The following is a 24212-nucleotide window of genomic DNA, read 5'->3' as shown; positions in this document are numbered from 1 at the left end:
CAGTCAGAGTAATGACTGTTGAAGGTAGGAAATAGAGCGAACTTAGTTCGCATCAAAAGCCGAAGACAGCTTGCATAGTCCAGTGGACTGTACAGGTGGGAAATTTGACTTGCAAAGCAAGTCACATCCGTGGTGTACGGCAAAGCGAGTTCAAATAATGATGAAATTATTTGAAGTTGGAAATAAGGAAACGAAGTTTCCTCATTCGTCGAAGTAATAAAAGTAAACTAAATGACGATAAAAAGAAAACACCTCGAGGATAACTACCTGCGAGATGTTGTCAACAGCGCCCGCTTGGTAAGCCAAACAGGACTAATGCTACCTAGTGCACTAGCCCAACCGTCGCAACAACAAAGTAAAGTTTGTAGTGACTGGTTTCATTTGACTTTTTCCTTTCAGTGTTCTGGAACCTGTATTCACAGTTCAGCACTTCCATCTAAGGCTAGTATTTCAGCTACTCATCGTTAGTTTTTTTCAAAATACGTCAGTATTCCCTCAAAAAACTGCCTTGATTAGCGAAAAACCATCTCTTATATGCAAGCACTTCACTTGTGAATACAGGTTCTTGGTTGTTTACAATAATACCTTACTTTTTTTCACTTGTCAATACAAATGTTGTAATTTTCTGAAAAATCCGAACAATGCGGCAATTCGCGCAAATTCCTCCATAAATAAAAACCAAACCTCATCCGAAGTTTGGTTTTACAGTTCATTTTAATTCCGTCTGGAACTGCTAAAAATTGCCACCAGCAATACTGCTCCAAAGACTGACGGTACCAGGGCCATGCCAGCAAATTGTGGTCCCCAATCACCAAAGAGTAACTGTCCAATCCACGAACCAGCAAGCCCAAGGATAATATTCCCCAGACAACCACGACGGTCATCTGACGAAGTAAGAGCACCTGCAATTAAGCCAATAATGGCACCTGCGATAATACTTGTTAACATCTTGTATTCCTCCTATTCTTACAAAATGGGAGTGGGAAAGAACTCGACTAGGTCAAAAAGAGTTCGTCTTCCCACCCCCGCACAGTTGATTAGGTCAGATTTGGAGTGCAAAACACGAACAAATCTGCCAATCAACCACTGCGCTGAGATGTTGACACGAACTCTGAGAAGTGACACTGGGCTTTTTGCCCAATTTCCTTCAAATATCATTAGATAGCCCACTCACCGTCACGGAAGATTGGTACACGGGTACCGTCTTCACGGATACCGTCAATGTTCATCTTATTAGAACCAATCATGAAGTCCACGTGAACATCTGAGCGGTTGAGACCAGCTTCTTTCAACTCTTCTTGGCTCATTTCTGTACCACCTTCGATAGAGAAGGCATAGGCTTGACCAATCGCCAAGTGGTTTGAGGCATTTTCATCGAAGAGGGTGTTGAAGAAAGTCACACCTGATTGAGAAATCGGGCTCTTGTCTGGCACAAGGGCAACTTCACCGAGACCGCGTGCACCGGCATTGTCAAAGACCAATTTCTTCATGACTTCGTCGCCTTTTTCAGCTGTTACATCCACGATTTCACCATCTTTGAAGGTTACTTTGATGCCTTCGATGATGTTACCATTGTAGCTGAGTGGTTTTGTTGACGTTACATAGCCATCTGCCACACGGTAGTCAGGTGCTGTGAAGACCTCTTCTGTTGGCATGTTGGCAATAAAGTGTTCACCTTGGGCATTGACCGAACCAGCCGCTTCCCACAAGTGATTCTTCGGCATACCAAGAACGAGGTCAGTTCCTGGTGCTGTGTAGTGCAATTTGACAAACTGCTCGTCGTTAAGGACCTTAGCCTTAGCCACCAAGCGTGCCTCATGCTCTTCCCAAGCCTTGATTGGATCTTCTTCGTAGATACGGCAAGTCTTGAAGATTTGATCCCAAAGGAGGTCCACTGCCTCTTCGTCAGACGCTGCATTTGGAAAGACTTTTTTAGCCCATTCCAAACCAGAGGCTGCACCAAGTGTCCAACTAACCTTGTTAGCTTGCGTTGCTTGACGCATTGGCTGCAATGCTTGGCTGAGTGCACGAGCGTTGCGAGACAATTTCTCTGGATCAACACCGTCGTAAGCTCCCGGATCTTCAGACAAGACAACCAAACGGCTTGCCTTGCGCTCTAGGAGGTAGTTCATTTCAGTAACACGTTGTGGATGAACTTGTTCCAAGAGTTCCACATCAACATTGACCAAACGTTCACGCGCAATCACATCGTCCAACCAGTTGACCAAGACTTCCTTAGCACCGTGAGCATAAGCCTCTTTGACAATCAAACGTGCCAACTCAGCCTGATCCACACCAATTGTCAATTGAATCGTGTGACCTGGCTGCACATTGATACCTGTTGAAACCAAGAGTTTAGCATATTTAGCGAGATTTTCTTTAAAATTTGGTAATACCATCTTTTTCTCCTTTGTACTTTGAAATACCCTATTATTGTATCATATTTTAAGCTAGACAGATAAAAAAACTTCCTGCCGATACAGGAAGTTGGAAAGGTTAGCTCTGGAAGATAGTTGAAGCTTGGAGACGAAACGAACGGAGTTCGTGTCAAAAAGCCGAAGGTATAATCCCGCTCCTCTCTTGTTTTAAGGGAGCCGGCTGTAAAACTCCACTGGAGCTTTACACTCATCATATCAAGTCAACAACGTCTGATTCCATCGCAGGGTAAAGTTTTCAGTTTGCTTTTAGTACTAGCTCTAACTGTCTGGGAGACAGTTAGAGGTTGGAGATAAAGCGAACGAAGTTCGTGTCAACAGCTGAAGGCTGCTTCAACAGTCAGGGTAGTGACTGTTGAAGGTTGGAAATCTTACTTACGATAGTAAGTAACGCTCGTAACGTACGCCGAAGCGAGTTCAAACAATCCAGTGGAGTGAAACAGTTCGGGGAACTGTTTCAGCCTGAGCCCAAAAACGCAAAAGCGAGGTTGAAGTTGGAAATAAGGAAACGAAGTTTTCTCATCTGCCGACGTAATAAAACAAACTGTAAATATGTATACTCAATGAAAATTGAAGTCAGACTAGGCGACGCAGATGTAGATAGAACTTAAGTTCATCACATCAAGTCAACAACGTCTGACTTCAATTTTCGCAGAGTATTAGTTACCAAAAACCTTTACACGGTCCCCATCCGCCATATAGTCTTTGTCTGCTGCTGGAGCTGCGATGCTTCCGAATGGTGCTTGTGCACGGAGTTTCCAGTTAGCTGGGATACCGTATTTTTCAGCAACTTGTGCGTCAACCAATGGGTTGTAGTGTTGTACGTTCATGCCGATATTTTTCTCAGCGAAAGCCAACCATACTGCGTACAAGTTGATACCGTGAGCTTGTTCAGACCAGATTGGGAAGTTTTCAGCGTAAAGTGGGAAGCTTTCTTGCAGGCCTTTAACCACGTTTTGGTCTTCGAAGAACAAGATAGTACCAGCACCAGCCGCAAAACCAGCCAAACGACCTTTTGTGCCTTCAAAAGCTTCTGCTGGCGTTACTTTTTCTAATTCGCTGTAGGCAATTTCGTTCCAAAAAGCGTCTGATTCAGCTCCGAAAAGTACAACGGCACGGCTTGATTGTGAGTTGAAAGCTGATGGAGATTCTTTCATGGCTTTTTCTACAAGCGCTACTACTTCTTCGTTTGATACTGGCAATTCTTTACCAAGTGCATAGATAGAACGACGAGTTTCTTGAAGTTTTGCAAAGTTTGACATAGGATTTCCTCTTTTCTAATTGTTACTACATAGTAACTTTTATCACTATGTAGAGATTATATACCTATCAAAAACATTAGTCAAGAGTTTTGACTTCTTTTTTATAAAAAAATTCACTGCTTCCAAAAGAAACAGTGAACAAGTTTAAAACAAATCATCAAAGAGACTGAGCTGGTTATCCTCTGGCATTTTACCGAGGATGCCCATTTCATCCATTTTTTCAACCAGTGTACCTGACAATCCACCACGCTTACGGAGTTCTGTCTTAGAGAGGAATTCTCCCTCTGCACGCGCCGCCACAACCTGCTTGGCAACGTTCTCTCCCAGACCATCCATAGCGACAAATGGTGGGATAAGGGTATCTTCTTCAATCAAGAAGTCGGTCGCATGAGACTTGTAAAGGTCCAATTTGCCGAACTTGAAGCCACGTTCCAGCATCTCATTGACCAATTCAAGCGTGGTGTAGAGGTCCTGCTCAACGTTTGAAGCCTCATTGTTTTTCTTCTTGAGGGCGATTTCTTCCATCTTAGCCTTGACTTTATCTAGACCGCCTGACATGGTCGCCAAATCAAAGGCCTTGGCACGAATAGAGAAATAAGCACAATAGTAGTAAAGTGGGTGATGAACCTTGAAATAAGCAACCCGCAAGGCCATCATAACGTAGGCAGCCGCGTGGGCTTTAGGGAACATGTACTTGATTTTCCCACAGGATTCGATGTACCAGTCTGGCACCTTGTTATCCTTCATGGCTTGAATGTAGCCATTTCGCTCTTCCTCGGAAATCTTAAGCCACAAGCCCTTCCGCACCCGCTCCATGATATTAAAGGCCATCTTAGGTGGCAAACCTGCGTGCATGAGATAAACCATGATGTCATCCCGACAACCGATAACCGTGGATAGGTCGGCAATTCCTGCCTTAATCAAGTCCTGAGCATTGCCCAACCATACGTCTGTACCGTGGGATAGACCAGACAGCTGCAAGAGTTCTGCAAAGGTGGTCGGTTTGGTCTCCTCCACCATCCCCCGTACAAAGTTGGTCCCGAATTCCGGAATGCCCAGCATACCTGTCGGTGTCCCAATCTGCTCTGGTGTAACTCCCAGAATTTCTGTACCTGAGAAGAGGGCCATCACTCCCTTGTCATCGGCAGGAATGGTCTGCGGATCAATGCCTGACAAGTCCTGCAACTTGCGAACCATGGTCGGATCATCGTGACCCAGGACATCGAGTTTCAAGACGTTTTCATCAATATCGTGGAAGTTAAAGTGGGTAGTCTGCCAGTTGGCCGTCACATCATCGGCAGGATACTGAACAGGTGTAAAGTCATAGACATCCATGTAGTCAGGAAATACGATAATTCCCCCTGGGTGCTGACCAGTCGTCCGTTTGACACCGGCCGCGCCAGCAGCCAAGCGTTCTACTTCCACATCTCGATAGAATTTGCCATAATCCCGCTCATAGCCTCGGACAAAACCATAGGCAGTCTTAGCAGCTACCGTACCTACCGTTCCTGCACGGAAGGCATTTTCCTCCCCGAAAATATCCCGAACATCCAAATGGGCAGAGGGTTGGTCATCCCCTGAGAAGTTCAAGTCAATATCGGGAACCTTGTCTCCATCGAAACCAAGGAAGGTCTCGAAAGGAATGTCCTGACCATCTTTTTTATATTTGGTCCCACACTTTTCACAATCCTTGTCTGGCAGGTCAAAACCTGAACCATAGGAACCGTCTGTGATAAATTCACTGTGTTGACAATTTGGACAGACATAGTGAGGAGGCATAGGGTTTACCTCGGTAATCCCAATCATGGTCGCAACGAAACTGGAGCCGACAGACCCCCGTGAACCCACCAGGTAGCCCCGCTCGTTGGAACGGTGCACCAACATCTGCGATGCCAGGTAAATCACGGCGAAGCCATTACCCAGAATGGACGTCAATTCCTTCTCAATTCGCAGGTCAATAATATCAGGCAGAGGATTGCCGTAAATTTCAAAGGCTTTTTGATAGGTTAATTCCGCAACCGTTTCCTCGGCCTTCTCAATATAAGGCGTGTAGAGGTCTGTCTTGACTACCTGAACATCTTCAAACCGATCGAGCATGGCATTGGGATTGGTAATGACAATCTCACGGGCCAGACTTTCTCCCAAGAAGGCAAATTCGTCCAACATCTCGCTGGTCGTTCTAAAGTGAGCCTTAGGTAGTGGAGCTGGTTGGGCATTCTCACCATTTCCGATGGTCCAGTTAATCGGTGCCCCTTGACCTAGAGCACGAACAATGATTTCCCGATAGATTTCCTCTTCGGGGTCAATATAGTGAACATTTCCTGTCGCCAAAACTGGCAGACCTGCCCTACGTCCTACCTCAATCAACTGCTTGATAGTCTCTTCAATCTCTGCCATGTCCTTAAACTGCTCCTTGGCAATCATAGGAGCATAGAGGGCAGGTGGCATGACTTCTATAAAATCATAATAGGCTGCCGTTTTAACCGCTTCATCTATCCCTTTGGAAAGCAAATCATCGAAGACCTCGCCCTCTTGACAGGCTGTTCCCAATATCAAACCTTCACGATGGGCATTGAGAACGGTCCGTGGAATACGTGGAACTCCCTCAAAATACTTGGTATTGGAAAGAGAGACCAGTTTGAACATATTTTTCAAACCAACTTGATTGATCACATATAACGTGGCATGCTTGACACGAGCCTTCTTATAGGAATCCTCCGCAATCAGCTCCGTATTTAGCTGGTTGAGATTGGTCAAATTGTGCTTCTCCAGAGCATCTTTTAGGAAGATGAAGAGCAGGCGCCCTGTCGCCTCCGCATCGTAGTTGGCCATGTGGTGATGTTCAAGAGCAACACCAAACCGCTTGGTGAGAGGACCTAAACCATGACGCTTAAAGTCGGGGTAGAGGTTACGAGCAAATTCCAAGGTATCAATGACAGGCTGGCTAATAATAGGTAGGCCTGCTCGTTCATAGTTGACATTCATAAAGCCAACGTCAAAGGTCGCGTTGTGGGCAACCATGACGGAATCTTGACAGAAATCTTGAAACTCCCGCAGGACTTGTTCCAGAGGTTTAGAACCGCGCACATGCTCATCAGTGATTCCTGTCAGATCTGTTGTAAATTGACTGAGCGGATGACCTGGATCGATAAACTCATCAAATTCTGCAATAATATTGCCCTTGTGCATCTTAGACGCCGCAATCTGAATCAGGGCATTGTTGACTGCAGATAGACCGGTTGTTTCCACGTCAAAGACCACATAGGTTGCTTCGGACAGGACTACATCTGCTTCGTTGTAAGCAATGGGCACAGAGTCCTCGACAATATTGGCCTCCATCCCGAAGAGCGGCTTAATCCCAGCTTTACGGGCAGCATGATAGCCATGGGGGAAGGACTGGACATTGCCATGGTCAGTAATGGCCACCGCCTTGTGTCCCCAAGCCGCAGCACGTGCCACCAAGTCCTCAACAGCAGGCAGGGCATCCATGGTAGACATATTGGTATGAGCATGAAACTCGACCCGTTTCTCCCCTTCAGGCATAAGGTCCTTACGGATTTCCTTCTTGACCTCTTGGACTTCCTGCACGTTCATAGTCAAATCACGAGTGAAATTATTGGTTTCCACATTTCCACGTACCCGTAGCCAGTTGCCCTTTTTGACCATATCAAACTTCTGGGCCTCTTCCTCATTCTTAGCCCACTTCTGCAAGGTGAAGGACGAAGTATAGTCGGTCATCTTAAAGTTGATAATGACCCGTCCCGTCTTGGTCGTCTTCTGCTCAACCTCAAAGACCAGCCCCTCAAAGACAATCCGGTTCTCCTCACTATCCACCTCAATCATAGGAGTAATCTCAGCCTTTTCGATATTGACCTTGGCAGGACGATTTTTCTTATATTCTGGGACAAATGGCTGAGCTGCCTCTGGTGGTGGCGCCATTTGAGCCAGTTGTTCAAGGGCCGCCAAGTTTTCTTCATTAGCTTGCTGGTAAATTTCTTCATTTTGCGCATGGAAAATCTCCGCTTGTTGCTGCGTCATTTCCTGACAGACTTGGATGTCCACCGCAAGATTGCCAAAACCAAATCGCTTGTATTGTTCCACAAGATTTGGCAGATGATTCTTCCGAAAATGATCTGTGTCAATGGTTTCAGGACCTTTTATCCACAAAACACCATCTCTATAAGTCACCTCTAATGGCTGAAAAAGAGCCTTGAAGCCTGCACTCTGGCACAAATCTTCCGTAAAAGCTTCTGGATAATAAGCTTCTACCAAACCAGCTTCAAAGGCCTCCGCATCGCTGACAATAGAAAATTGAATCTTATTGCCCACCTTTTCAAACTCCGTCGCCAAACGAGCCTTGAAGAGTTGATAGTCCATGAGCGGCAAGGGGGTTTCAAAACGGAAGGTAAATTCCCAGAGTTTGCTGACCTTGTGCAAGACTACTTTCTCAATCGTTGCAGTCGAAAAAGCCCCTGATTGTCGTGCATCAAGAGGCATTCCGATTTGTTGTAGCAAGAGTTGAAACTTATCTGACATACTTATTTCCTTTGTAGTTCGTTAGAAACATTTTACCATAAATGAAAGAATTTTTCTTGGACTAAGCCAGGGACTTTTCTGGCAGGACACCACCATTTAAACTGGGAGTGGGACAGAACTCGACCAATCTAAAGAGTTTGTCAACAATTTTTCGTTTTAAGTTGTTGAGCTGAAACAGTCTATCCCCAGACTGTTTCACTCCCACCCCCGCATAGCTCCAAAGGTTCGGGGAACCTTTGGAGGTTGGAGATGAAGCGAACTTTGTTCGCAACAGTCGTAATGGTCAGATTTGGTGTGTGAAACACGAACAAATCTGCCAATCAACCACTGCGCTGAGATATTGACACTAACTTTGAGAAGCGTGGCAGGACTTTTTGCCCAGCCCCTTCGTGTTATAATAGAGATAGAAAAAAGGTAGTTGCGTCAACAACTACCCAACGTAGAACCGTTAAAAAGACGGTGGCTCGTTAATTTTAGCTAAAGAAATAGCCGTTACTTACCAAAGTATGGACAGCTATTTCTTTTGGTCATTTTCTTTGAAGATTTTATAGCACAAGCTGACTAAAGCAATGGTAAAGCTACCTAAAGCTAGAATCGTTTGTACAACTTCAAAAGCTGAAACTAGCCCCGACGTTTTATTTTATAGGTATGAAATCCCCAGTATGCCACTGCCTTTTAAACTTGCTTTTTCAAGCTTTCGTGTTATAATAGAAATAGAAAAAGGCAGTTGCGCTAACAACTACCCAACGTAGAACCGTTAAAAAGACGGTGGCTCATTAATTTTAGCTAAAGAAATAGCCGTTACTTGCCAAAGTATGGACGGCTGTTTCTTTTGGTCATTTTCTTTGAAGATTTTATAGCACAAGCTGACTAAAGCAATGGTAAAGCTACCTAAAGCTAGAATCGTTTGTACAACTTCAAAAGCTGTCAAAAGAATGCTCCCCCCTTTCTGTTAGATTTTGATGAATTGCCCATAGGCATCACCTCACTTTCAGAAAATCGAAAGCCACCGTCTTCACTTTTCTACTAAATAATTATACCATAAACTTGATAAAAATATGAACACAGAACAAAATCCTCAGAGCGCTTTCCGAGGATTTTGTTTATTTATATTGTGAATTTTTCAATACCTAGTTATTCCAGCGTACTTACTGAACATAAATACGACAAGATTGACCTGATAAACTTTCTATAAGTGGCTTACCTGTATTTACATTTGTAAATTGTTCTAAAGCTAATGTAGCAAGCTTTTTAGGATTTTTTAGTTCAAACCAAGTATAATTTGACTGACTTTCTTGGTTCGTATTAAATTGTGACGGATTTCGGTAGCTAGAGTTTGGCATTCTGTTCTGAAACTCATCAAAATCAACTATAACGGCCTCAAATCCTCTTGAAAAATCGCCTGGTGTCAAGATGATTTTTCCTGGCTGTTTTCCACTACCAATCTTCGTAACATTTTCAGTCGGCACTGTAAACAAAACTCTGCCGCCGTTATTTATTGCATGAAAATAGTGGGCATCCAATACACTTCTAGCAAGCATTTCACCATTGCAGCGGTCTCCCAATTTATAGGCCACAATTAGATTTACATCCTTTTTATTTTCTACGTGATTACTCATCCCTACTCTCCTTTCCGTCTCACTCCTACTGCCAATCCGAGCATACCCAATCCTGCTCCGTTGTCGCCACTCCCGTATCAATGGCTTGCGCTACTTGACTGGCTTCATCAACCACTGCCTGCGCATCTGCACATCCTGAGCAGTGACCGGTTGGCTACTGGTCGTCGAACTGACAGCTTCCGCCTCTGCTGGACGAGTGGCTGTGACGATTTCGTCTGCTTGGACTTCGCTTCCAAAAACAGATAAACCTGTCGCAAGGACGAGTCCGGTCAATTGTTTTTTCTTTGTCATCTTATCATCCTTCTGAATCGTTTTATGACAAAGTTTTTGTTTATCAGTGCCATTCTCCTCCCTGACCATTTTTGTCAAGGTATTTTGTCTAAAAAATAGAAAGAGTGCACGAAAAACCTCTATGGGAAACCCCCTAGAGGTGGATGTTCTATGAAAAGAGGAACCTACCAAGCCGCAGCTTCTGTCGGTGCTTCTAAAAAGTCCAGCCATTTTTGATCCTTGACACGACAGAGGGTGACAGAAATTCCTCCCATATCTAGACTAGTCATAAACTTACCTGTTTTTATATAGGAAAGCTGTAAACCTTCTAGTTCTAGAAATTGGCAAATGTCGTTCAAAAAGATTCCTTGCTCAACCTCGGACATAGATCCAAGATTATTGACCAGGAGGATGTAGTCCTCCCCCTCCTTCCAGCGGAATTTTAATTTTAATTTGTTCACAATTTCGTTGGCTAACTGCTCAGAGGATTCAAAACGAACGGTCCGATAGCCTTCTTCTCCATGGATACCGATGCCGTAAGATATTTGCCCCTCCTCCAAATCAAACAAAGGCAGGGCAGCATTGGGCAAATAGGCCGACTTGGTTGCAAAACCGATGGTCGCAATTTCTGTTGCCAGAGACAGTCCCAGCTGTTCCAATTCATCCAGGCTATAGCCAGTAAGGGCAGCAGCTCCTAATATCTTATGAAGTAGAATAGTCCCTGCAAGCCCCCTATGCCGCATACGGAAATTATCCTTGGTATCGACCGAAATATCGTCATGAGATACGATGTACTTGACTGCAATTCCCTCCTGCCGAGCCGATTCGATGGCTTTTCTAAAAGAGACAAGGTCTGCCTCAAAGTTTTTTACAATCAGAAAAACTCCCTTGCCCTTATCTACTGCACGAATGGCTGCCAGGACTTCTTCAGCAGTTGGTGGAGTAAAAATCTCTCCATAAACTGCTGCAGTCAGCATTCCTTTACCGACGAAGCCAACATGGGCTGGTTCATGACCAGAACCACCGCCAGAAACAATCGGAATCTGTTCCCCATTTTGTCTTCTTTGCAGAACAATCGGAAGCCCCTTCACTTTCTTCACTTTAGGATTGGTTCGACAGAAACCATCCAAATAATCTTCAATAATTGTTGCCTGTCTATTTCTAATAAACACCATATATTAACTCCTACAAAATCAAAAACGACTCGCGAACAAGAGCCACCATTTGCTTCCAATAACTGTGAATCTGACAAGGCGACTGCGTCAGTCCTTCCTTTATCAGTCCAATCCAAGCATTAACATGATAGAGAATCAAAAAATGCTTATCCTGTTGGGAAATCATTTTACCCTCCTGAAGCTGGTATTCGTTGATAATTTTCTCCATCAAAACCATAAAGTAGCCTTCTAAATAGCTGACAAAATCATTTTGCCCCTTAATCTCAAAGAGTTGCCTGTAGAAAGATTGGTTACTCTCGATGTAGTACAAGAGCTCATCCAGAAGCTTGATTCCACTAATATAGGTCAGATTGTCAGTTACCTGCTCCTGCAATTCTGTTTCAAATATCCAGTCCAGTAACTCATACTTGTCTAAAAAATGGTTGTAAAAGGTTTGACGACGAATCCCTGCTTCCTGCATGATGTCGACAACTGAGATTTTATCAAAGGATTTTTGGGATAGCTGTTTTTTAAAAGCCTTTGCAATCCTTTTCTTTGTAATCAACGAGGTTGGCATATGTCACTTCCTTTCGCTTCCTCTTTATTATACCCTATCATGCTTTTCTTTGGAACAAAAGGGACACATTGGACAATCTGTCCCTTCCTTTTTTCTTTTGGACAATGTAAAATGAAAGCGCAAACAAAAACAAAGGAGTTTTCTCATGAAAAAAATTATCAATCAACCCGAACATGTCGTTGATGAAATGTTAAAAGGACTTGTCTTTATGCACCAAGATCTTGTCGATCGTATCGATGGATTTGATGTGATTATCCGCAAGGCCGAAAAATCTGGTAAAGTCGGCATCATCTCAGGAGGTGGCTCTGGTCATGAACCTTCTCATGCAGGCTTTGTCGGCAAGGGCATGTTGTCCGCCGCTGTATGTGGCGCAGTATTTACCTCACCAACACCAGACCAAATCTTGGAAGCCATCAAGGCTGCTGACGAGGGTGCGGGCGTCTTTATGGTCATCAAAAACTACTCTGGCGACATCATGAACTTTGAGATGGCGCAAGAATTGGCGGAAATGGAGGGCATCGAAGTAGCCAGTGTCGTTGTGGACGATGACATCGCTGTGGAAAATAGCCTCTATACCCAAGGCCGTCGTGGGGTAGCAGGTACCATCCTTGTCCACAAGATTCTCGGTCACGCTGCAACAACTGGCAAATCCCTAGCAGAAATCAAGGAACTGGCTGACCGTCTCGTCCCACAAATCAAGACTATCGGCTTAGCCCTATCAGGCGCTACTGTACCAGAAGTGGGCAAACCAGGCTTCGTCCTTGAAGAAGATGAATTTGAATATGGTGTCGGTATCCATGGCGAACCTGGCTATAAGAAAGAAAAACTCCAACCATCTGCTAAATTGGCTGAAGAATTGGTTGAGAAATTGGCAGAAGGCTTCGATATTCAAGATGGCGAGCACTATGGTGTCCTTATCAACGGTCTCGGCGCTACCCCTCTCATGGAGCAATATGTCTTTGCCAACGACGTTGCTCAATTGCTGGCTAAAAAAGGTGTTGTCGTTGACTACAAGAAAATCGGTAACTACATGACATCGATTGATATGGCTGGACTGTCATTGACCTTAATCAAACTAGAAGACCCAAGCTGGATTGACGCTTTGCAGGCCCCTGTTGAAGTGGTAGCTTGGTAGGAGAAAGACTATGGATGCAAAACAAGCATTACTCTGGATGGAGACATTCAACAAGAAAATTCAAGAAAACAAAGATTATTTGAGTGAGCTTGACTCTCCTATCGGAGATGGAGATCACGGGGGCAACATGGCGCGAGGAATGGCTGCCGTCATGCAGGAGCTATCTGAAAAAGACTATGAGACTGCCGACCAAGTCTTTAAGGTGGTTGCCATGCAACTTCTCAGTAAGGTTGGCGGTGCTTCCGGTCCTCTCTACGGCTCTGCCTTTATGGGTATTACCAAAGCCAGTCAAGCTGGCGCTGATTTGGCAGACATGCTTCAAGCAGGTTTGGACATGATCCAAAAACGTGGCAAGGCTGAATTAGGCGAGAAAACCATGGTAGACGTTTGGATTCCTGTTATTTCTGCCCTAAGAGAAAGCCAACTGACAGCGGAAATTATCCATAAAGCCGTTCAAGGAACAAAGGATATTGCTGCAACCAAGGGACGCGCGTCCTATGTTGGAGAAAGGTCTATTGGACACATTGATCCAGGCTCTTTCTCATCTGGACTTCTCTTTGAAGCCATGTTGGAGGCAGGACTATGACAAAGGTTGGTATCTTACTCGTATCCCATTCAAAAAATTTGGCCCAGGGAATCATTGACCTAGTATCTGAAGTCGCAAAAGATATTCCCATTACCTACTGTGGCGGATTAGAAGATGGTAGCATCGGTACTAGCTTTGAAATCGTACAAGAGCGAGTTGAAGCAAACCCTGCTGATACCCTCCTTGCCTTTTTCGACCTAGGTAGCGCCCGAATGAACATGGAACTTACTGCCGATTTTACAGACAAACAAATTCTTATCCAGACCGTACCAGTCGTCGAAGGTTGCTATACTGCCGCAGCTCTCTTGCAGGCTGGAGCTGACTTGGAGACTATTCTTGAGCAATTAAAAGAACTGACAATCAATAAATAGGAGGTCATTATGAATCTGATTGGAGAATTACTTGGAACTTTCATACTAGTATTACTTGGAAACGGTGTGGTTGCATCCTGCATCCTCTCTAAAACCAAGGCTGAAAATAGCGGCTGGCTGACCATCGTACTAGGATGGGGCATCGCTGTAACAATTGCCGTCTACGTATCAGGAATTTTTGGACCTGCCCACCTGAATCCAGCTGTCACTATCGCAATGGCATCTATCGGCTCCCTACCATGGGCTCAAGTCCCAGGCTTCCTACTTGCCCAATTTGCTGGAGCAATGTTGGCATCCATCGTCCTCTATCTCCATTTCTACCCACATTGGCAGGAAACAAAAGATAGCGGAACAATCCTTGCTACCTTCTCTACTGGACCAGCTCTTCGTCACACAGCTTCAAACTTGCTCGGCGAGGTTCTTGGCACAGCTGTCTTAGTCATGGGAATCCTTGCAATTGGTCCTAACAATGTCAGCGCTGGTCTCGGCCCAATCATCGTGGGACTTATCGTATTTGCAATCGGCTTCTCACTAGGATCTACAACAGGCTACGCAGTCAATCCTGCTCGTGACCTTGGTCCTCGTATCATGCATGCCATCCTTCCAATTCCTAACAAGGGAGATTCTGACTGGTCTTATAGCTGGATCCCAGTTGCTGGCCCAATTCTTGGAGGAGTCACAGGAGCTATCCTCTATAACCTCCTACTAAATATGTTATAAAAAAATAGGCTTGGGTGACTAGAACCAAGCCTATTTTATCAACAAAGACTTGGCTATCATCAACCAAGTTTTTTTCTGTTATTCATTTTCTTTTGTAAGGATTTGAAGGGTTTCAAGGAGTTGGTCCACATGGACTTCCACAGTATCACCTGTGCCCTTGATTTTCACTTCGACGATGCCGTCCGCTGCTTTCTTACCAACTGTCACACGGATTGGCAAGCCAATCAAGTCACTGTCAGAGAACTTAACGCCGACACGCTCATTACGGTCGTCTGTCAAGACTTCATAGCCTGCACCAACCAAACTTGCTTCGATAGACTGAGTCAATTCCATTGCCGCTTCATCTTTGACATTGACTGGAATCAAATGCACATCAAATGGTGCCAATTCTTTAGGGAAGTTGATTCCCCAAGCGTAACGGTATTCGCCTTTTGGTGTCTTGTTAACAAAGAGGCGAGCGTGTTGTTCAAGAACGGCTGACAAGAGGCGGCTAACACCGATTCCATAGCATCCCATGATAATCGGCATAGAACGACCATTCTCATCCAAGATGTTGGCGTTCATGCTGTCAGAATAGCGTGTACCGAGTTTGAAGATGTGACCAATCTCGATACCACGGGCAAAGTTGAGAACCCCGTGTCCATCTGGAGAAGGTTCGCCTTCCTTGACTTCACGAATGTCCACATACTCAGTCACTTGGAAATCACGCCCTGCATTGACACCTGTGTAGTGGAAACCGTCTTCGTTGGCACCGACAACAGCATTTTTCACATCTTGCACCTTGCGGTCTGCAATAATCTTGATGTTTTCTGGCAAGCCGACTGGTCCAAGGGAACCAAAACCTGCACCGAAGATTTTTTCAGCATCCGCTGGGCCTGCTACATCAAAGAAATCTGCTCCGAGGTGGTTTTTCAACTTGACATCGTTCACTTGATCATTACCAACAAGGAGGGCAACAACTGGCTCGCCATCTGCCATAAAGAGCATGGTTTTGATAGTTTGCTCTTCAGCGACATTCAGGAAGGCAGCAACTTCGTCGATGGTTTTGGCATCTGGCGTCGCTACTTTAACCAAGTCTTCTTCGACGACAACTGCTGTACTTGGTTTGTATTCGCTAGTCGCCATTTCTAGGTTGGCAGCGTAGCCTGATTCGCTAGAGTAGGCGATGGTATCTTCACCAGACACAGACCATGCCAAGAGTTCTGCTTTGATTGCTTCAAGAACATCCTCTGGTATTTCCTCAAAAGAAGCAACCGACTTGTCCAAGACAACCCAACGGTCCAGGTCAGTACGGTCTGGAGTAATAGCCATAAACTCCTGGCTATCCTTACCACCCATGGCACCACCGTCACCGATGATAGCTTTGAACTCCAAGCCTGCACGAGTGAAGATTGCCTCGTAAGCCGCCTTGTAGTCATCATAGGTCTGGTCCAAGCTCTCATAACTAGCATGGAAGCTGTAACCGTCTTTCATGATGAACTCACGACCACGGAGAAGACCGTTACGAGGGCGTTTTTCATCACGATACTTAGATTGGATTTGGTAGATGTTAAGCGGCAACTGTTTGTAAGACTGGACCGCATCACGCGCCAAAAGGGTCACTGTTTCTTCGTGAGTTGGTCCCAAGATAAAGTCAGAACCTTCGCGGTTTTTGAGCTTGTAAAGATCGTCGCCATATGTTTCGTAACGACCTGACTCACGCCAAATGTCCGCTGACAAGAGAGCTGGAGCCAAAAATTCAATAGCATCAATCTTATCAAACTCCTCACGCATGATATTTTTTGCTTTTTCAATCACACGGTTAGCCAATGGCAAGTAGCTGTAAATACCAGCAGAAATCTGACGGACATAACCCGCACGTAACATCAAAGCGTGGCTAATCACCGACGCATCCGAAGGCATCTCCCGCAAAGTAGGGATAATCATTTTAGACTGTTTCATAATTTAAGATACAAAAGCGTCAAGAAAACCGTATAAAAATAGGCAATCAACGCAGTGCCTATCGGCACAAGGCGATTGGTCTTTTTTACTAGGTTTTTAGCTTTTGTTCAATTCCTTTCGTAGTTTACTTGATTAGGAATCACAGAAGTCACTTATCTGAACCCTCGCTGACGCTCGAGTTCAAATATGAAAACTCTCTGTTCCTTTCTTTTTCGTAGTTTTCAGAACATCCTGCGTTTAGCACGCATTCAATTCCTTTCATAAATTTCAAATTATCTTAGAAGAAGACTCTTATAATATCATTCCAAGTGACTACTATCATAAGAACCACCATAACGGCTACACCTGCTAGAGTGATATAAGATTCCGTCTCTGGTTTGAGTGGTTTTCTGCGAATAGCTTCCAGAATATTCATAACAATCTTACCACCATCCAAGGCTGGAATTGGAATCAAATTGAAGATTCCAAGGTTAATGGAGAGCGCAGCCATTAGCCCCAATACAGAAACCAAACCAAATTCAGCCGCTTGGGAACTTACTTTATAAATAGCAACCGGTCCCCCCAACTGCTTAACATCAAAGTTTGCAATTAGATTCTTCAAAGCTGTCACAACCCTAAGAGCTGTCGCTCCCGCTTCTTGGAAACCACCGACAATTTTATCAACGAAACCAGTTTTCAAAATCGGTGAGATACCAATTCGATAAGCCCCATCTACTTGTTCAGCAGTAACGGAGACATGACGGTTTTTCCCATCATGCTCAACAACCAAATCAAAGCTTGGGGCTGTTGTTGCATCTGTCGCTGCTTTGCTAATAATCGTTGCAACTTCTGTGTAGCTGTCTGTCTTGTTCCCATTGACCGAAAGAATCTTGTCCCCTGTAACAACACCTGCAGCCTGCAAAGCACCACCTTCAGTAATACTTACTGCATTGCTTGATGGGTTGGCAACCCCGCCTTGCATGAAGAACAAAATAATAAATACTAGAATCCCTAGAATAAAATTATTCATGGGCCCCGCAAAGTTGGTCATCAACCGACCCCAGACTGTCGCATTTTGATACTGAACATCAAGTGGAGCAATCCGAACTTCTGTTCCATCTTCCTCTACAATCGTGGCATCGTGATCAACCTTATAGGTCTTGCTTTCTTCCAAGACCAAGCCTGTGATTTCCAATTTTTCTTCAAAGTCAAAACTGGTTACATTCATTGGCAAACTGAGACTATCCAGTTGCTTACCAGACAAATTAATCCGCGTCACAACACCAGCTTCATTCAAGCTGAGGCTGGCAGGACTACCTGTCTTAATCTCTGTCTTATCTTCACCCCATCCAGCCATTCGAACATAGCCACCTAGAGGAAGAATACGGATGGTGTAAAGCGTCCCATCCTTACCTGTATGAGCGAAAATTTTGGGACCCATCCCAATCGCAAATTCCCTCACAAGGATACCCGCTTTCTTGGCGAAGTAGAAATGACCAAATTCATGGACAACTACAATCACACCAAATATAAATATAAATGCTAAAATTCCCTTCATAGTACCTCCTTAAAATAATCCAAAGAAGTGCATGATTGGAAAGACAAAAATCATACCGTCAAAACGATCCAGGATACCGCCGTGTCCTGGAATAATTTTTCCAGAATCCTTCACACCAAAATGGCGTTTAATAGCACTTTCTACTAAGTCTCCGAATTGTGAGAATATCGAGAAAATCACAACCAACAACATCATCATGCCAAATGAATAGCCAGCCAACAAGGACTTATCGACAATCAAGAAAATGATAGCAACTACCACCGCAGAAAGAATGCCGCCAACAAAGCCTTCAACCGTTTTATTCGGTGAAACCTTGGGCAATAATTTTCTCCGACCAATCTGACGACCGATTAAGTAGGCGCCAATGTCTGTTGCCCAGACTAAACAGAGGGCAAAGAAGACTTTATTGAGCCCATCCATACGAGCCAGTATCAAACTATGAAAGCCGATACCAACATAGAAACTTGAGGCAATTGGAAAGACCACATCGGAATAGTTGTAATGGCCGATATTAAAAACCGTCGAACCAAGCAGTAAAAATACTACAATGGCGTAGGCTGTGTAGTTTCCATCCGTCGGTAAAAATGTCAGATAATTCTGGAGCGGAAGAGCCAAGACTAAACTGGCCAACATAGCTAAGACACCCTCGATAGAATTTGGTGCTAGGCGATGCATTTTAATCAATTCAGCCGTAGCAATGATAGCTAACAGGCCTACAAAAAATTGAAATGCCATCCCACCAGCCAACAAAAAGGGAATGAAAATAGCTAGAGCAATGCCGCCAAATATCACTCGTTTCTGTAAATCGTTTGTCATACCTTCTCCTTATACACCGCCAAAACGTCTGTGGCGACGGTTGTATTCTTTAATCGCTAATTTAAGTGCTTCTCCATCAAAATCAGGCCAAGCAATATCTGTAAAGTACAGCTCGCTGTAGGCTGTTTGCCACGGCAGGAAGTTGCTAAGACGAAGTTCACCACTTGTACGGATAACTAGATCGGGATCGCGTAACGTTGGTGATAAGGTTCCTGTATAGAGGTAATCCGCTATTAATTTCTCATCAATATCACCAGGATTGAACTTGGCATCCAAGACATCTTGCGCAATAGCCTTGACTGCGCGAGTCACCTCATCACGACCGCCATAGTTCAGAGCGAAATTGAGAATCAAACCAGTGTTATTCTTCGTTTTTTGTTCAGCTTTATAAAGCGCATTGAGAGTCGGAACAGGAAGTTTGGAATGGTCACCAATCATCTGAATTTTGACATTATTGGCATGGAGTTCAGGAACATACTTATCATAAAACTCCACAGGTAGATTCATGATAAACTTCACTTCTTTTTCCGGTCGAGACCAGTTTTCTGTAGAAAAGGCATAGACAGTCAACACCTTTACTCCCAAATCAGAAGCCGTCTTGGTAACCTTTTGAAGTGCATCCATACCAGCCTTATGCCCCATAATACGTGGCTGCATCCGCTTTTTCGCCCAACGGCCATTGCCATCCATAATCACAGCGATATGCTTAGGGACTTCAATTGCTGTTTCAATGCTTTCTTTCTTTTTAAAATTAAATTTAAACATGGTATTTTCCTTATTGTATAATCGTTTCATTATACCATATTTTTACCTAGGATAGCAAAAATCAGGCAGGGCTAAAACAAGAGAAAACCAAGGTTTCCCTCGGTTTTTCATCCTTATTCTTCAATTGCAGATTCTGGAGTCGCTTCTGTCGTTTCAACTGCCACTTCTTCAACAACTGCAGATGTAGTACCTGAACTTGCTACACGATTACGAATAGCACCACGTTCAAATGTCAAATAAACACCATCAACATCGAGAACAACCTTTTTATCATCGATTTCATCGACAATACCAAATAGCCCACCAATGGTCACAATTTCATCACCTTTTTTGATTTGATTTAGTGCTTCTTGACGTTGTTTTTGTTGTTTACGTTGCGAATAGAACATAAAACCAATCATGGCAACCATGACAAGCGGCAAAAATAAACCTTCCATTTGTTTACCTCTTTTATTGTTTGATAAGCATGATTATATCAAATTCTGGACAAGAAAGCAAAGTTCGACCAAACATAAAAAAGACCGAACTTTCGTTCAGTCTTCGCACACTATTTTGCGCTCCATACACTCTCAAGGATATTAGTCTGTTCACGACCAGGACCTACTGAGAAGGTTGAGATACGAACGCCTACCAATTCGCTGATACGACGAACATAGTTGCGAGCCGCTTCTGGCAATTCATCCAGGCTACGCACACCTGTGATGTCTTCAGACCAACCTGGCATTTCTTCATAGATTGGTTTGCAACGTTTGAGTTGCTCCAAGCTTGCTGGGTAGTGGTCAATACGCTCACCATCCAAGTCATAAGCCACGCAGATTTTCAACGTTTCAAGACCTGACAAGACGTCAATCGAGTTGAGGGACAAGTTGGTAATACCTGACACACGGCGGCTATGGCGCATCACCACTGAGTCAAACCAACCGACACGGCGTGGACGGCCAGTTGTCGTACCGTATTCCTTACCGATTTCGCGGATACGGTCTCCGATTTCATCGTGCAATTCAGTTGGGAATGGTCCGTCACCAACACGGCTAGTGTAGGCCTTACATACACCAACAACCTTGTCAATCTTGCTTGGGCCGACACCGCTACCGATGGTCACACCACCAGCAACTGGGTTTGAAGAAGTAACGAATGGATAGGTACCTTGGTCAATATCCAACATAACCCCTTGCGCACCTTCAAACAAAACACGTTTACCTTGATCGAGGGCATCGTTCAAGATAACAGAGGTATCTGTTACATACTTTTTGATTTCTTGACCATAAGCATAGTATTCTTCAAAGATTTCATCAAACTCAATCGGAGTTGACTCATACATTTTCTCAAACAAACGGTTTTTCTCAGCCAAGTTTGTTCTCAAACGCTCCGCAAAAATCTCCTTGTCCAAGAGGTCTGCAATACGGATACCAACACGGGCTGCCTTGTCCATGTAAGCAGGACCGATACCCTTGTTGGTTGTACCAATCTTGTTCTCACCTTTAGACTCTTCTTGCAACTGGTCCAATTTGATGTGGTAAGGCAAGATGACGTGTGCGCGGTCTGAAATCCGCAAATTATCTGTTGTCACACCTGAATCATGGAGATAGTTGATTTCCTTCACCAAAGATTTTGGATTGACAACCACACCATTACCGATTACAGAAATCTTTTCTGGGAAGAAGATTCCTGACGGAATCAAGTGCAATTTATATTTAGTGCCATCGATAACGATAGTGTGTCCAGCGTTATCACCACCTTGATAACGTGCGATTACTTCAGCATTAGCAGACAAGAAGTCTGTAATTTTACCCTTACCTTCGTCGCCCCACTGGGTTCCTACAACAACTACTGATGTCATATTCACTCTTTCTCTGAACTGGCTAACCAGCCCAGCCTTTCTTCTACTTCTGGCAGGAATCTCACCTGCAAGTTTCGTTTTACACACTATTCTATCAAAAAACGAACATTTTTTCAAGAAATTCCAATAATTTCATATATGGCGAATGTTTTTATTTTTTTAAAAGTATATTTCAAAAAAATCCGATTAAATACATGAGATAGACATTTGTAAATATGCTTTTGACAGAGAAATCCGAAGTCTTTGTTTGCTTTCAATGATTTTCAGTACATTTTTCACGAGAAACGTAGCAGAAATTTGTATTTGCCCTCCAATCTAGATAAAATTGGAATAAGACTTTGACAGAAATATAAAGGACTTAGTATGTTACAAAAATTATCACCAAACAGCCCCATTCTTCAGGCTACTTTTGGAATTGAGCGCGAATCACTTCGCATCAATTCAAACCACAGAGTTGCACAAACTCCCCATCCTCATAAACTGGGTTCTCGTAGCTTCCACCCCTATATCCAGACAGACTACAGCGAGCCACAGTTAGAGTTGATTACACCAATCGCTCAGTCGACTAAGGAAGCGCGTCGCCTACTGGGAGCCATTACAGATGTTGCCGCACGTTCTATGGATAAGCAAGAATACCTCTGGCCCCTATCCATGCCACCTGTGATTTCAGAAGAGGAAATCCAAATTGCTCAACTAGATAGCGACTATGAGTACCAATATCGTGTCGGTTTGGGGGAACGCTATGGTAAGCTCGTCCAATCTATGTCTGGCATCCACTATAATTTTGAATTAGGAAAAGACTTAACCCAACAACTTTTTGAATTAAGCGAGGAAACAGACTTTATCGCATTCAAAAATACCCTCTACCTCAAATTAGCACAAAACTTCCTCAACTATCGTTGGCTCTTAACCTACCTATATGGAGCAAGTAGCCTAGCCGAAAAAGGATTCCTAACTACGGAAGTCGGTTGCGTCCGTTCCATTCGTAATTCCAAGTACGGCTATGTCAACTCCGATGATGTTCATATTTCCTTTTCTTCTCTTGAACAGTACGTGGCTGACATCGAACAAGCTGTCCAATCTGGTCAACTATCCGCTGAGAAGGAATTTTACTCAGCTGTCCGCCTCCGTGGTGCCAAGACTAGCCGTGACTACCTCAGTAAGGGGATTTCTTATTTAGAATTCCGTTCCTTTGACCTTAACCCCTATGACCCGCTTGCTATTAGTCAGGAAACCCTTGATACAGTCCACCTCTTTATCTTATCTCTTCTTTGGCTAGACCAACTGACAGATGTTGATAACACCCTATCAAAAGCAGATATACTGAACAACCTCATCGCCCTTAGCCACCCACACACACCTCTACCTAGCGAGGCCGATGCCACGCCAATCTTGACGGCCATGAAAGCCATAGTTGCCCACTTTGGACTGGATGACTACTATGGCCAGCTCATTGCACATGTAGAGGCCGCTCTTCAAGACCCACATCTGACCCTTTCCGGAAAAATAGCAGAGCAGGTTGAAGATGGGTCTCTAGAAAAGTTTGGTCAGCAGCAAGGACAAGTATTCCATGACTATGCTTGGACAGCCCCTTACGCCCTCAAGGGCTATGAAAACATGGAACTCTCCACCCAGATGATTCTCTTCGACGCCATTCAACTGGGCTTGAACGTGGAGATTTTGGATGAAGAAGACCAATTTCTCAAACTCTGGCATGGTGACCATGTCGAGTACATCAAAAATGGCAACATGACCTCCAAGGACAACTACGTCATTCCTCTCGCCATGGCCAACAAGGTCGTGACCAAGAAAATCTTGGACCAGGCTGGTTTTCCAGTACCTGCGGGAGCTGAATTTGCAAACAAGACAGACGCCCTGCGGTACTACGGACAGGTAGCCAGCTCTGCTATTGTTGTCAAACCAAAATCCACCAACTTCGGCCTAGGCATCTCTATCTTCCAGGAGCCAGCCAGCCTTACGGACTATGAAAAAGCCCTTGACATCGCCTTTTCAGAAGACAGCCATGTACTAGTGGAGGAATTCGTGGCGGGGACCGAGTACCGTTTCTTCGTCCTGGACGGCAAGTGCGAGGCTGTCCTGCTCCGCGTCGCAGCCAATGTCGTGGGGGACGGTAGCTCAACCATCCGTGAATTGGTGGACCAAAAAAACCAAGATCCACTGCGTGGGCGTGACCACCGTTCACCGCTGGAAATCATTAACTTGGGCGACATCGAACTGCTTATGTTGGAGCAACAAGGCTACACACCCGATACAGTTTTGCCAGAGGGCGTTCAAGCCTTTCTGCGTGGCAATTCCAATATCTCAACGGGTGGCGACTCCATCGATATGACCGACCAGATGGACGAGTCCTATAAGCAACTGGCCGCTGATATGGCGACTGCCATGGGAGCTTGGGCCTGTGGTGTGGACTTGATTATCCCCGACCGCACCAAGCCAGCCAGCAAAGACAAGCCCAACTGTACCTGCATCGAACTCAACTTCAACCCTGCCATGTACCTGCACACCTATACTTACGCAGGACCTGGACAGAGCATTACACCGAAGATTTTGAAAAAATTGTTTCCAGAACTATAGTTTTCCATTTTCCTTACTTTGTTAGTATTTACTTCAAAGATTCGTGGAACTCT

At 44.4% G+C, this 24212-nt stretch carries 20 protein-coding genes and 1 pseudogene; 5 read left to right on the top strand and 16 right to left on the bottom strand.

Annotation, left to right across the window (positions count from 1 at the left end; translation table 11 throughout):
• Window positions 1–714: 714 nt before the first annotated feature.
• The 10 genes and pseudogenes from K5Q22_RS00470 to dhaS form a co-directional block, all read right to left on the bottom strand.
• Window positions 715–948 (bottom strand): GlsB/YeaQ/YmgE family stress response membrane protein, encoded by a 234-nt coding sequence (locus K5Q22_RS00470; RefSeq protein WP_002938398.1) that lies wholly within the window; start codon window positions 946–948, stop codon window positions 715–717.
• Window positions 949–1157: 209 nt separating this feature from the next.
• Window positions 1158–2399 carry an aminopeptidase gene (locus K5Q22_RS00465; protein ID WP_024395668.1) on the bottom strand — a complete coding sequence of 414 codons (1242 nt, stop codon included), beginning with the start codon at window positions 2397–2399 and terminating at the stop codon, window positions 1158–1160.
• Window positions 2400–3094: 695 nt separating this feature from the next.
• The gene (locus tag K5Q22_RS00460) at window positions 3095–3697 is read right to left on the bottom strand and encodes a nitroreductase family protein (protein ID WP_024401684.1); all 603 of its coding nucleotides are present in this window, start codon (window positions 3695–3697) and stop codon (window positions 3095–3097) included.
• 144 nt (window positions 3698–3841) lie between these two features.
• Entirely contained in the window at window positions 3842–8233 is a 4392-nt protein-coding gene (locus K5Q22_RS00455; RefSeq protein WP_024407263.1) for a PolC-type DNA polymerase III, read from the bottom strand.
• Between the two features lie 514 nt (window positions 8234–8747).
• Window positions 8748–8828, bottom strand: coding sequence for a putative holin-like toxin (locus K5Q22_RS00450; RefSeq protein ID WP_074391932.1), 81 nt, complete (start codon window positions 8826–8828; stop codon window positions 8748–8750).
• A 231-nt stretch (window positions 8829–9059) separates the two neighbouring features.
• A pseudogene (locus K5Q22_RS09830) lies at window positions 9060–9214 on the bottom strand (putative holin-like toxin); the annotation flags it as partial.
• Between the two features lie 167 nt (window positions 9215–9381).
• On the bottom strand, window positions 9382–9852 hold the full coding sequence (locus K5Q22_RS00440) for a hypothetical protein (protein ID WP_205013426.1): 471 nt from the start codon (window positions 9850–9852) through the stop codon (window positions 9382–9384).
• 90 nt (window positions 9853–9942) lie between these two features.
• On the bottom strand, window positions 9943–10143 hold the full coding sequence (locus tag K5Q22_RS00435; protein ID WP_024384498.1) for a hypothetical protein: 201 nt from the start codon (window positions 10141–10143) through the stop codon (window positions 9943–9945).
• A 164-nt stretch (window positions 10144–10307) separates the two neighbouring features.
• Window positions 10308–11297: a DhaKLM operon coactivator DhaQ gene (dhaQ, locus tag K5Q22_RS00430; RefSeq protein WP_205013427.1), complete on the bottom strand. Its 990-nt coding sequence runs from the start codon at window positions 11295–11297 to the stop codon at window positions 10308–10310.
• A 10-nt stretch (window positions 11298–11307) separates the two neighbouring features.
• Window positions 11308–11853, bottom strand: coding sequence for a dihydroxyacetone kinase transcriptional activator DhaS (dhaS, locus tag K5Q22_RS00425; RefSeq protein WP_014638686.1), 546 nt, complete (start codon window positions 11851–11853; stop codon window positions 11308–11310).
• Window positions 11854–11998: 145 nt separating this feature from the next.
• On the opposite strand from dhaS, the gene dhaK reads away from it, so the two are divergent.
• Genes dhaK through K5Q22_RS00405 form a run of 4 tightly spaced genes read left to right on the top strand, consistent with a single transcriptional unit; the run spans window position 11999 to window position 14665 of the window.
• Window positions 11999–12988 carry a dihydroxyacetone kinase subunit DhaK gene (dhaK, locus tag K5Q22_RS00420; RefSeq protein ID WP_105142570.1) on the top strand — a complete coding sequence of 330 codons (990 nt, stop codon included), beginning with the start codon at window positions 11999–12001 and terminating at the stop codon, window positions 12986–12988.
• Window positions 12989–12998: 10 nt separating this feature from the next.
• Complete coding sequence (gene dhaL / locus K5Q22_RS00415; protein ID WP_024407268.1) at window positions 12999–13574, top strand: dihydroxyacetone kinase subunit DhaL; 576 nt, start codon at window positions 12999–13001, stop codon at window positions 13572–13574.
• Window positions 13571–13945, top strand: a complete 375-nt coding sequence (gene dhaM, locus K5Q22_RS00410; RefSeq protein WP_205013428.1) for a dihydroxyacetone kinase phosphoryl donor subunit DhaM — start codon at window positions 13571–13573, stop codon at window positions 13943–13945. Before dhaL ends, dhaM begins: the two co-directional genes overlap by 4 nt.
• 9 nt (window positions 13946–13954) lie before the next feature.
• A complete protein-coding gene (locus K5Q22_RS00405) occupies window positions 13955–14665 on the top strand; it encodes an MIP/aquaporin family protein (RefSeq protein ID WP_205013429.1) in 711 nt (236 codons plus the stop codon).
• Between the two features lie 78 nt (window positions 14666–14743).
• Here the strand turns inward: K5Q22_RS00405 and K5Q22_RS00400 are convergent, their stop codons facing one another.
• From K5Q22_RS00400 to K5Q22_RS00375, 6 genes are all read right to left on the bottom strand, one after another.
• Window positions 14744–16606, bottom strand: coding sequence for a proline--tRNA ligase (locus K5Q22_RS00400; protein ID WP_205013430.1), 1863 nt, complete (start codon window positions 16604–16606; stop codon window positions 14744–14746).
• 277 nt (window positions 16607–16883) lie between these two features.
• Window positions 16884–18143 (bottom strand): RIP metalloprotease RseP, encoded by a 1260-nt coding sequence (gene rseP / locus K5Q22_RS00395; protein WP_105143703.1) that lies wholly within the window; start codon window positions 18141–18143, stop codon window positions 16884–16886.
• 9 nt (window positions 18144–18152) lie between these two features.
• Window positions 18153–18959 carry a phosphatidate cytidylyltransferase gene (locus K5Q22_RS00390; RefSeq protein WP_172093091.1) on the bottom strand — a complete coding sequence of 269 codons (807 nt, stop codon included), beginning with the start codon at window positions 18957–18959 and terminating at the stop codon, window positions 18153–18155.
• Window positions 18960–18968: 9 nt separating this feature from the next.
• The gene (locus K5Q22_RS00385) at window positions 18969–19724 is read right to left on the bottom strand and encodes an isoprenyl transferase (RefSeq protein ID WP_024384492.1); all 756 of its coding nucleotides are present in this window, start codon (window positions 19722–19724) and stop codon (window positions 18969–18971) included.
• 113 nt (window positions 19725–19837) lie between these two features.
• Complete coding sequence (gene yajC / locus K5Q22_RS00380; protein ID WP_014638693.1) at window positions 19838–20161, bottom strand: preprotein translocase subunit YajC; 324 nt, start codon at window positions 20159–20161, stop codon at window positions 19838–19840.
• A gap of 110 nt (window positions 20162–20271) precedes the next feature.
• Window positions 20272–21564, bottom strand: coding sequence for an adenylosuccinate synthase (locus tag K5Q22_RS00375; protein ID WP_002937782.1), 1293 nt, complete (start codon window positions 21562–21564; stop codon window positions 20272–20274).
• A 363-nt stretch (window positions 21565–21927) separates the two neighbouring features.
• Between K5Q22_RS00375 and gshAB the strand changes: the two genes are divergently transcribed.
• Window positions 21928–24159, top strand: a complete 2232-nt coding sequence (gene gshAB / locus K5Q22_RS00370; protein ID WP_202846781.1) for a bifunctional glutamate--cysteine ligase GshA/glutathione synthetase GshB — start codon at window positions 21928–21930, stop codon at window positions 24157–24159.
• The last annotated feature ends 53 nt before the right edge of the window (window positions 24160–24212 follow it).

The sequence above is a fragment of the Streptococcus sp. 2018162 genome, from assembly GCF_019754175.1.
Classification (GTDB): domain Bacteria; phylum Bacillota; class Bacilli; order Lactobacillales; family Streptococcaceae; genus Streptococcus; species Streptococcus hashimotonensis.
Note: the sequence above shows the minus strand (reverse complement) of the source record. Positions and strands in the feature narration are given on the sequence as shown.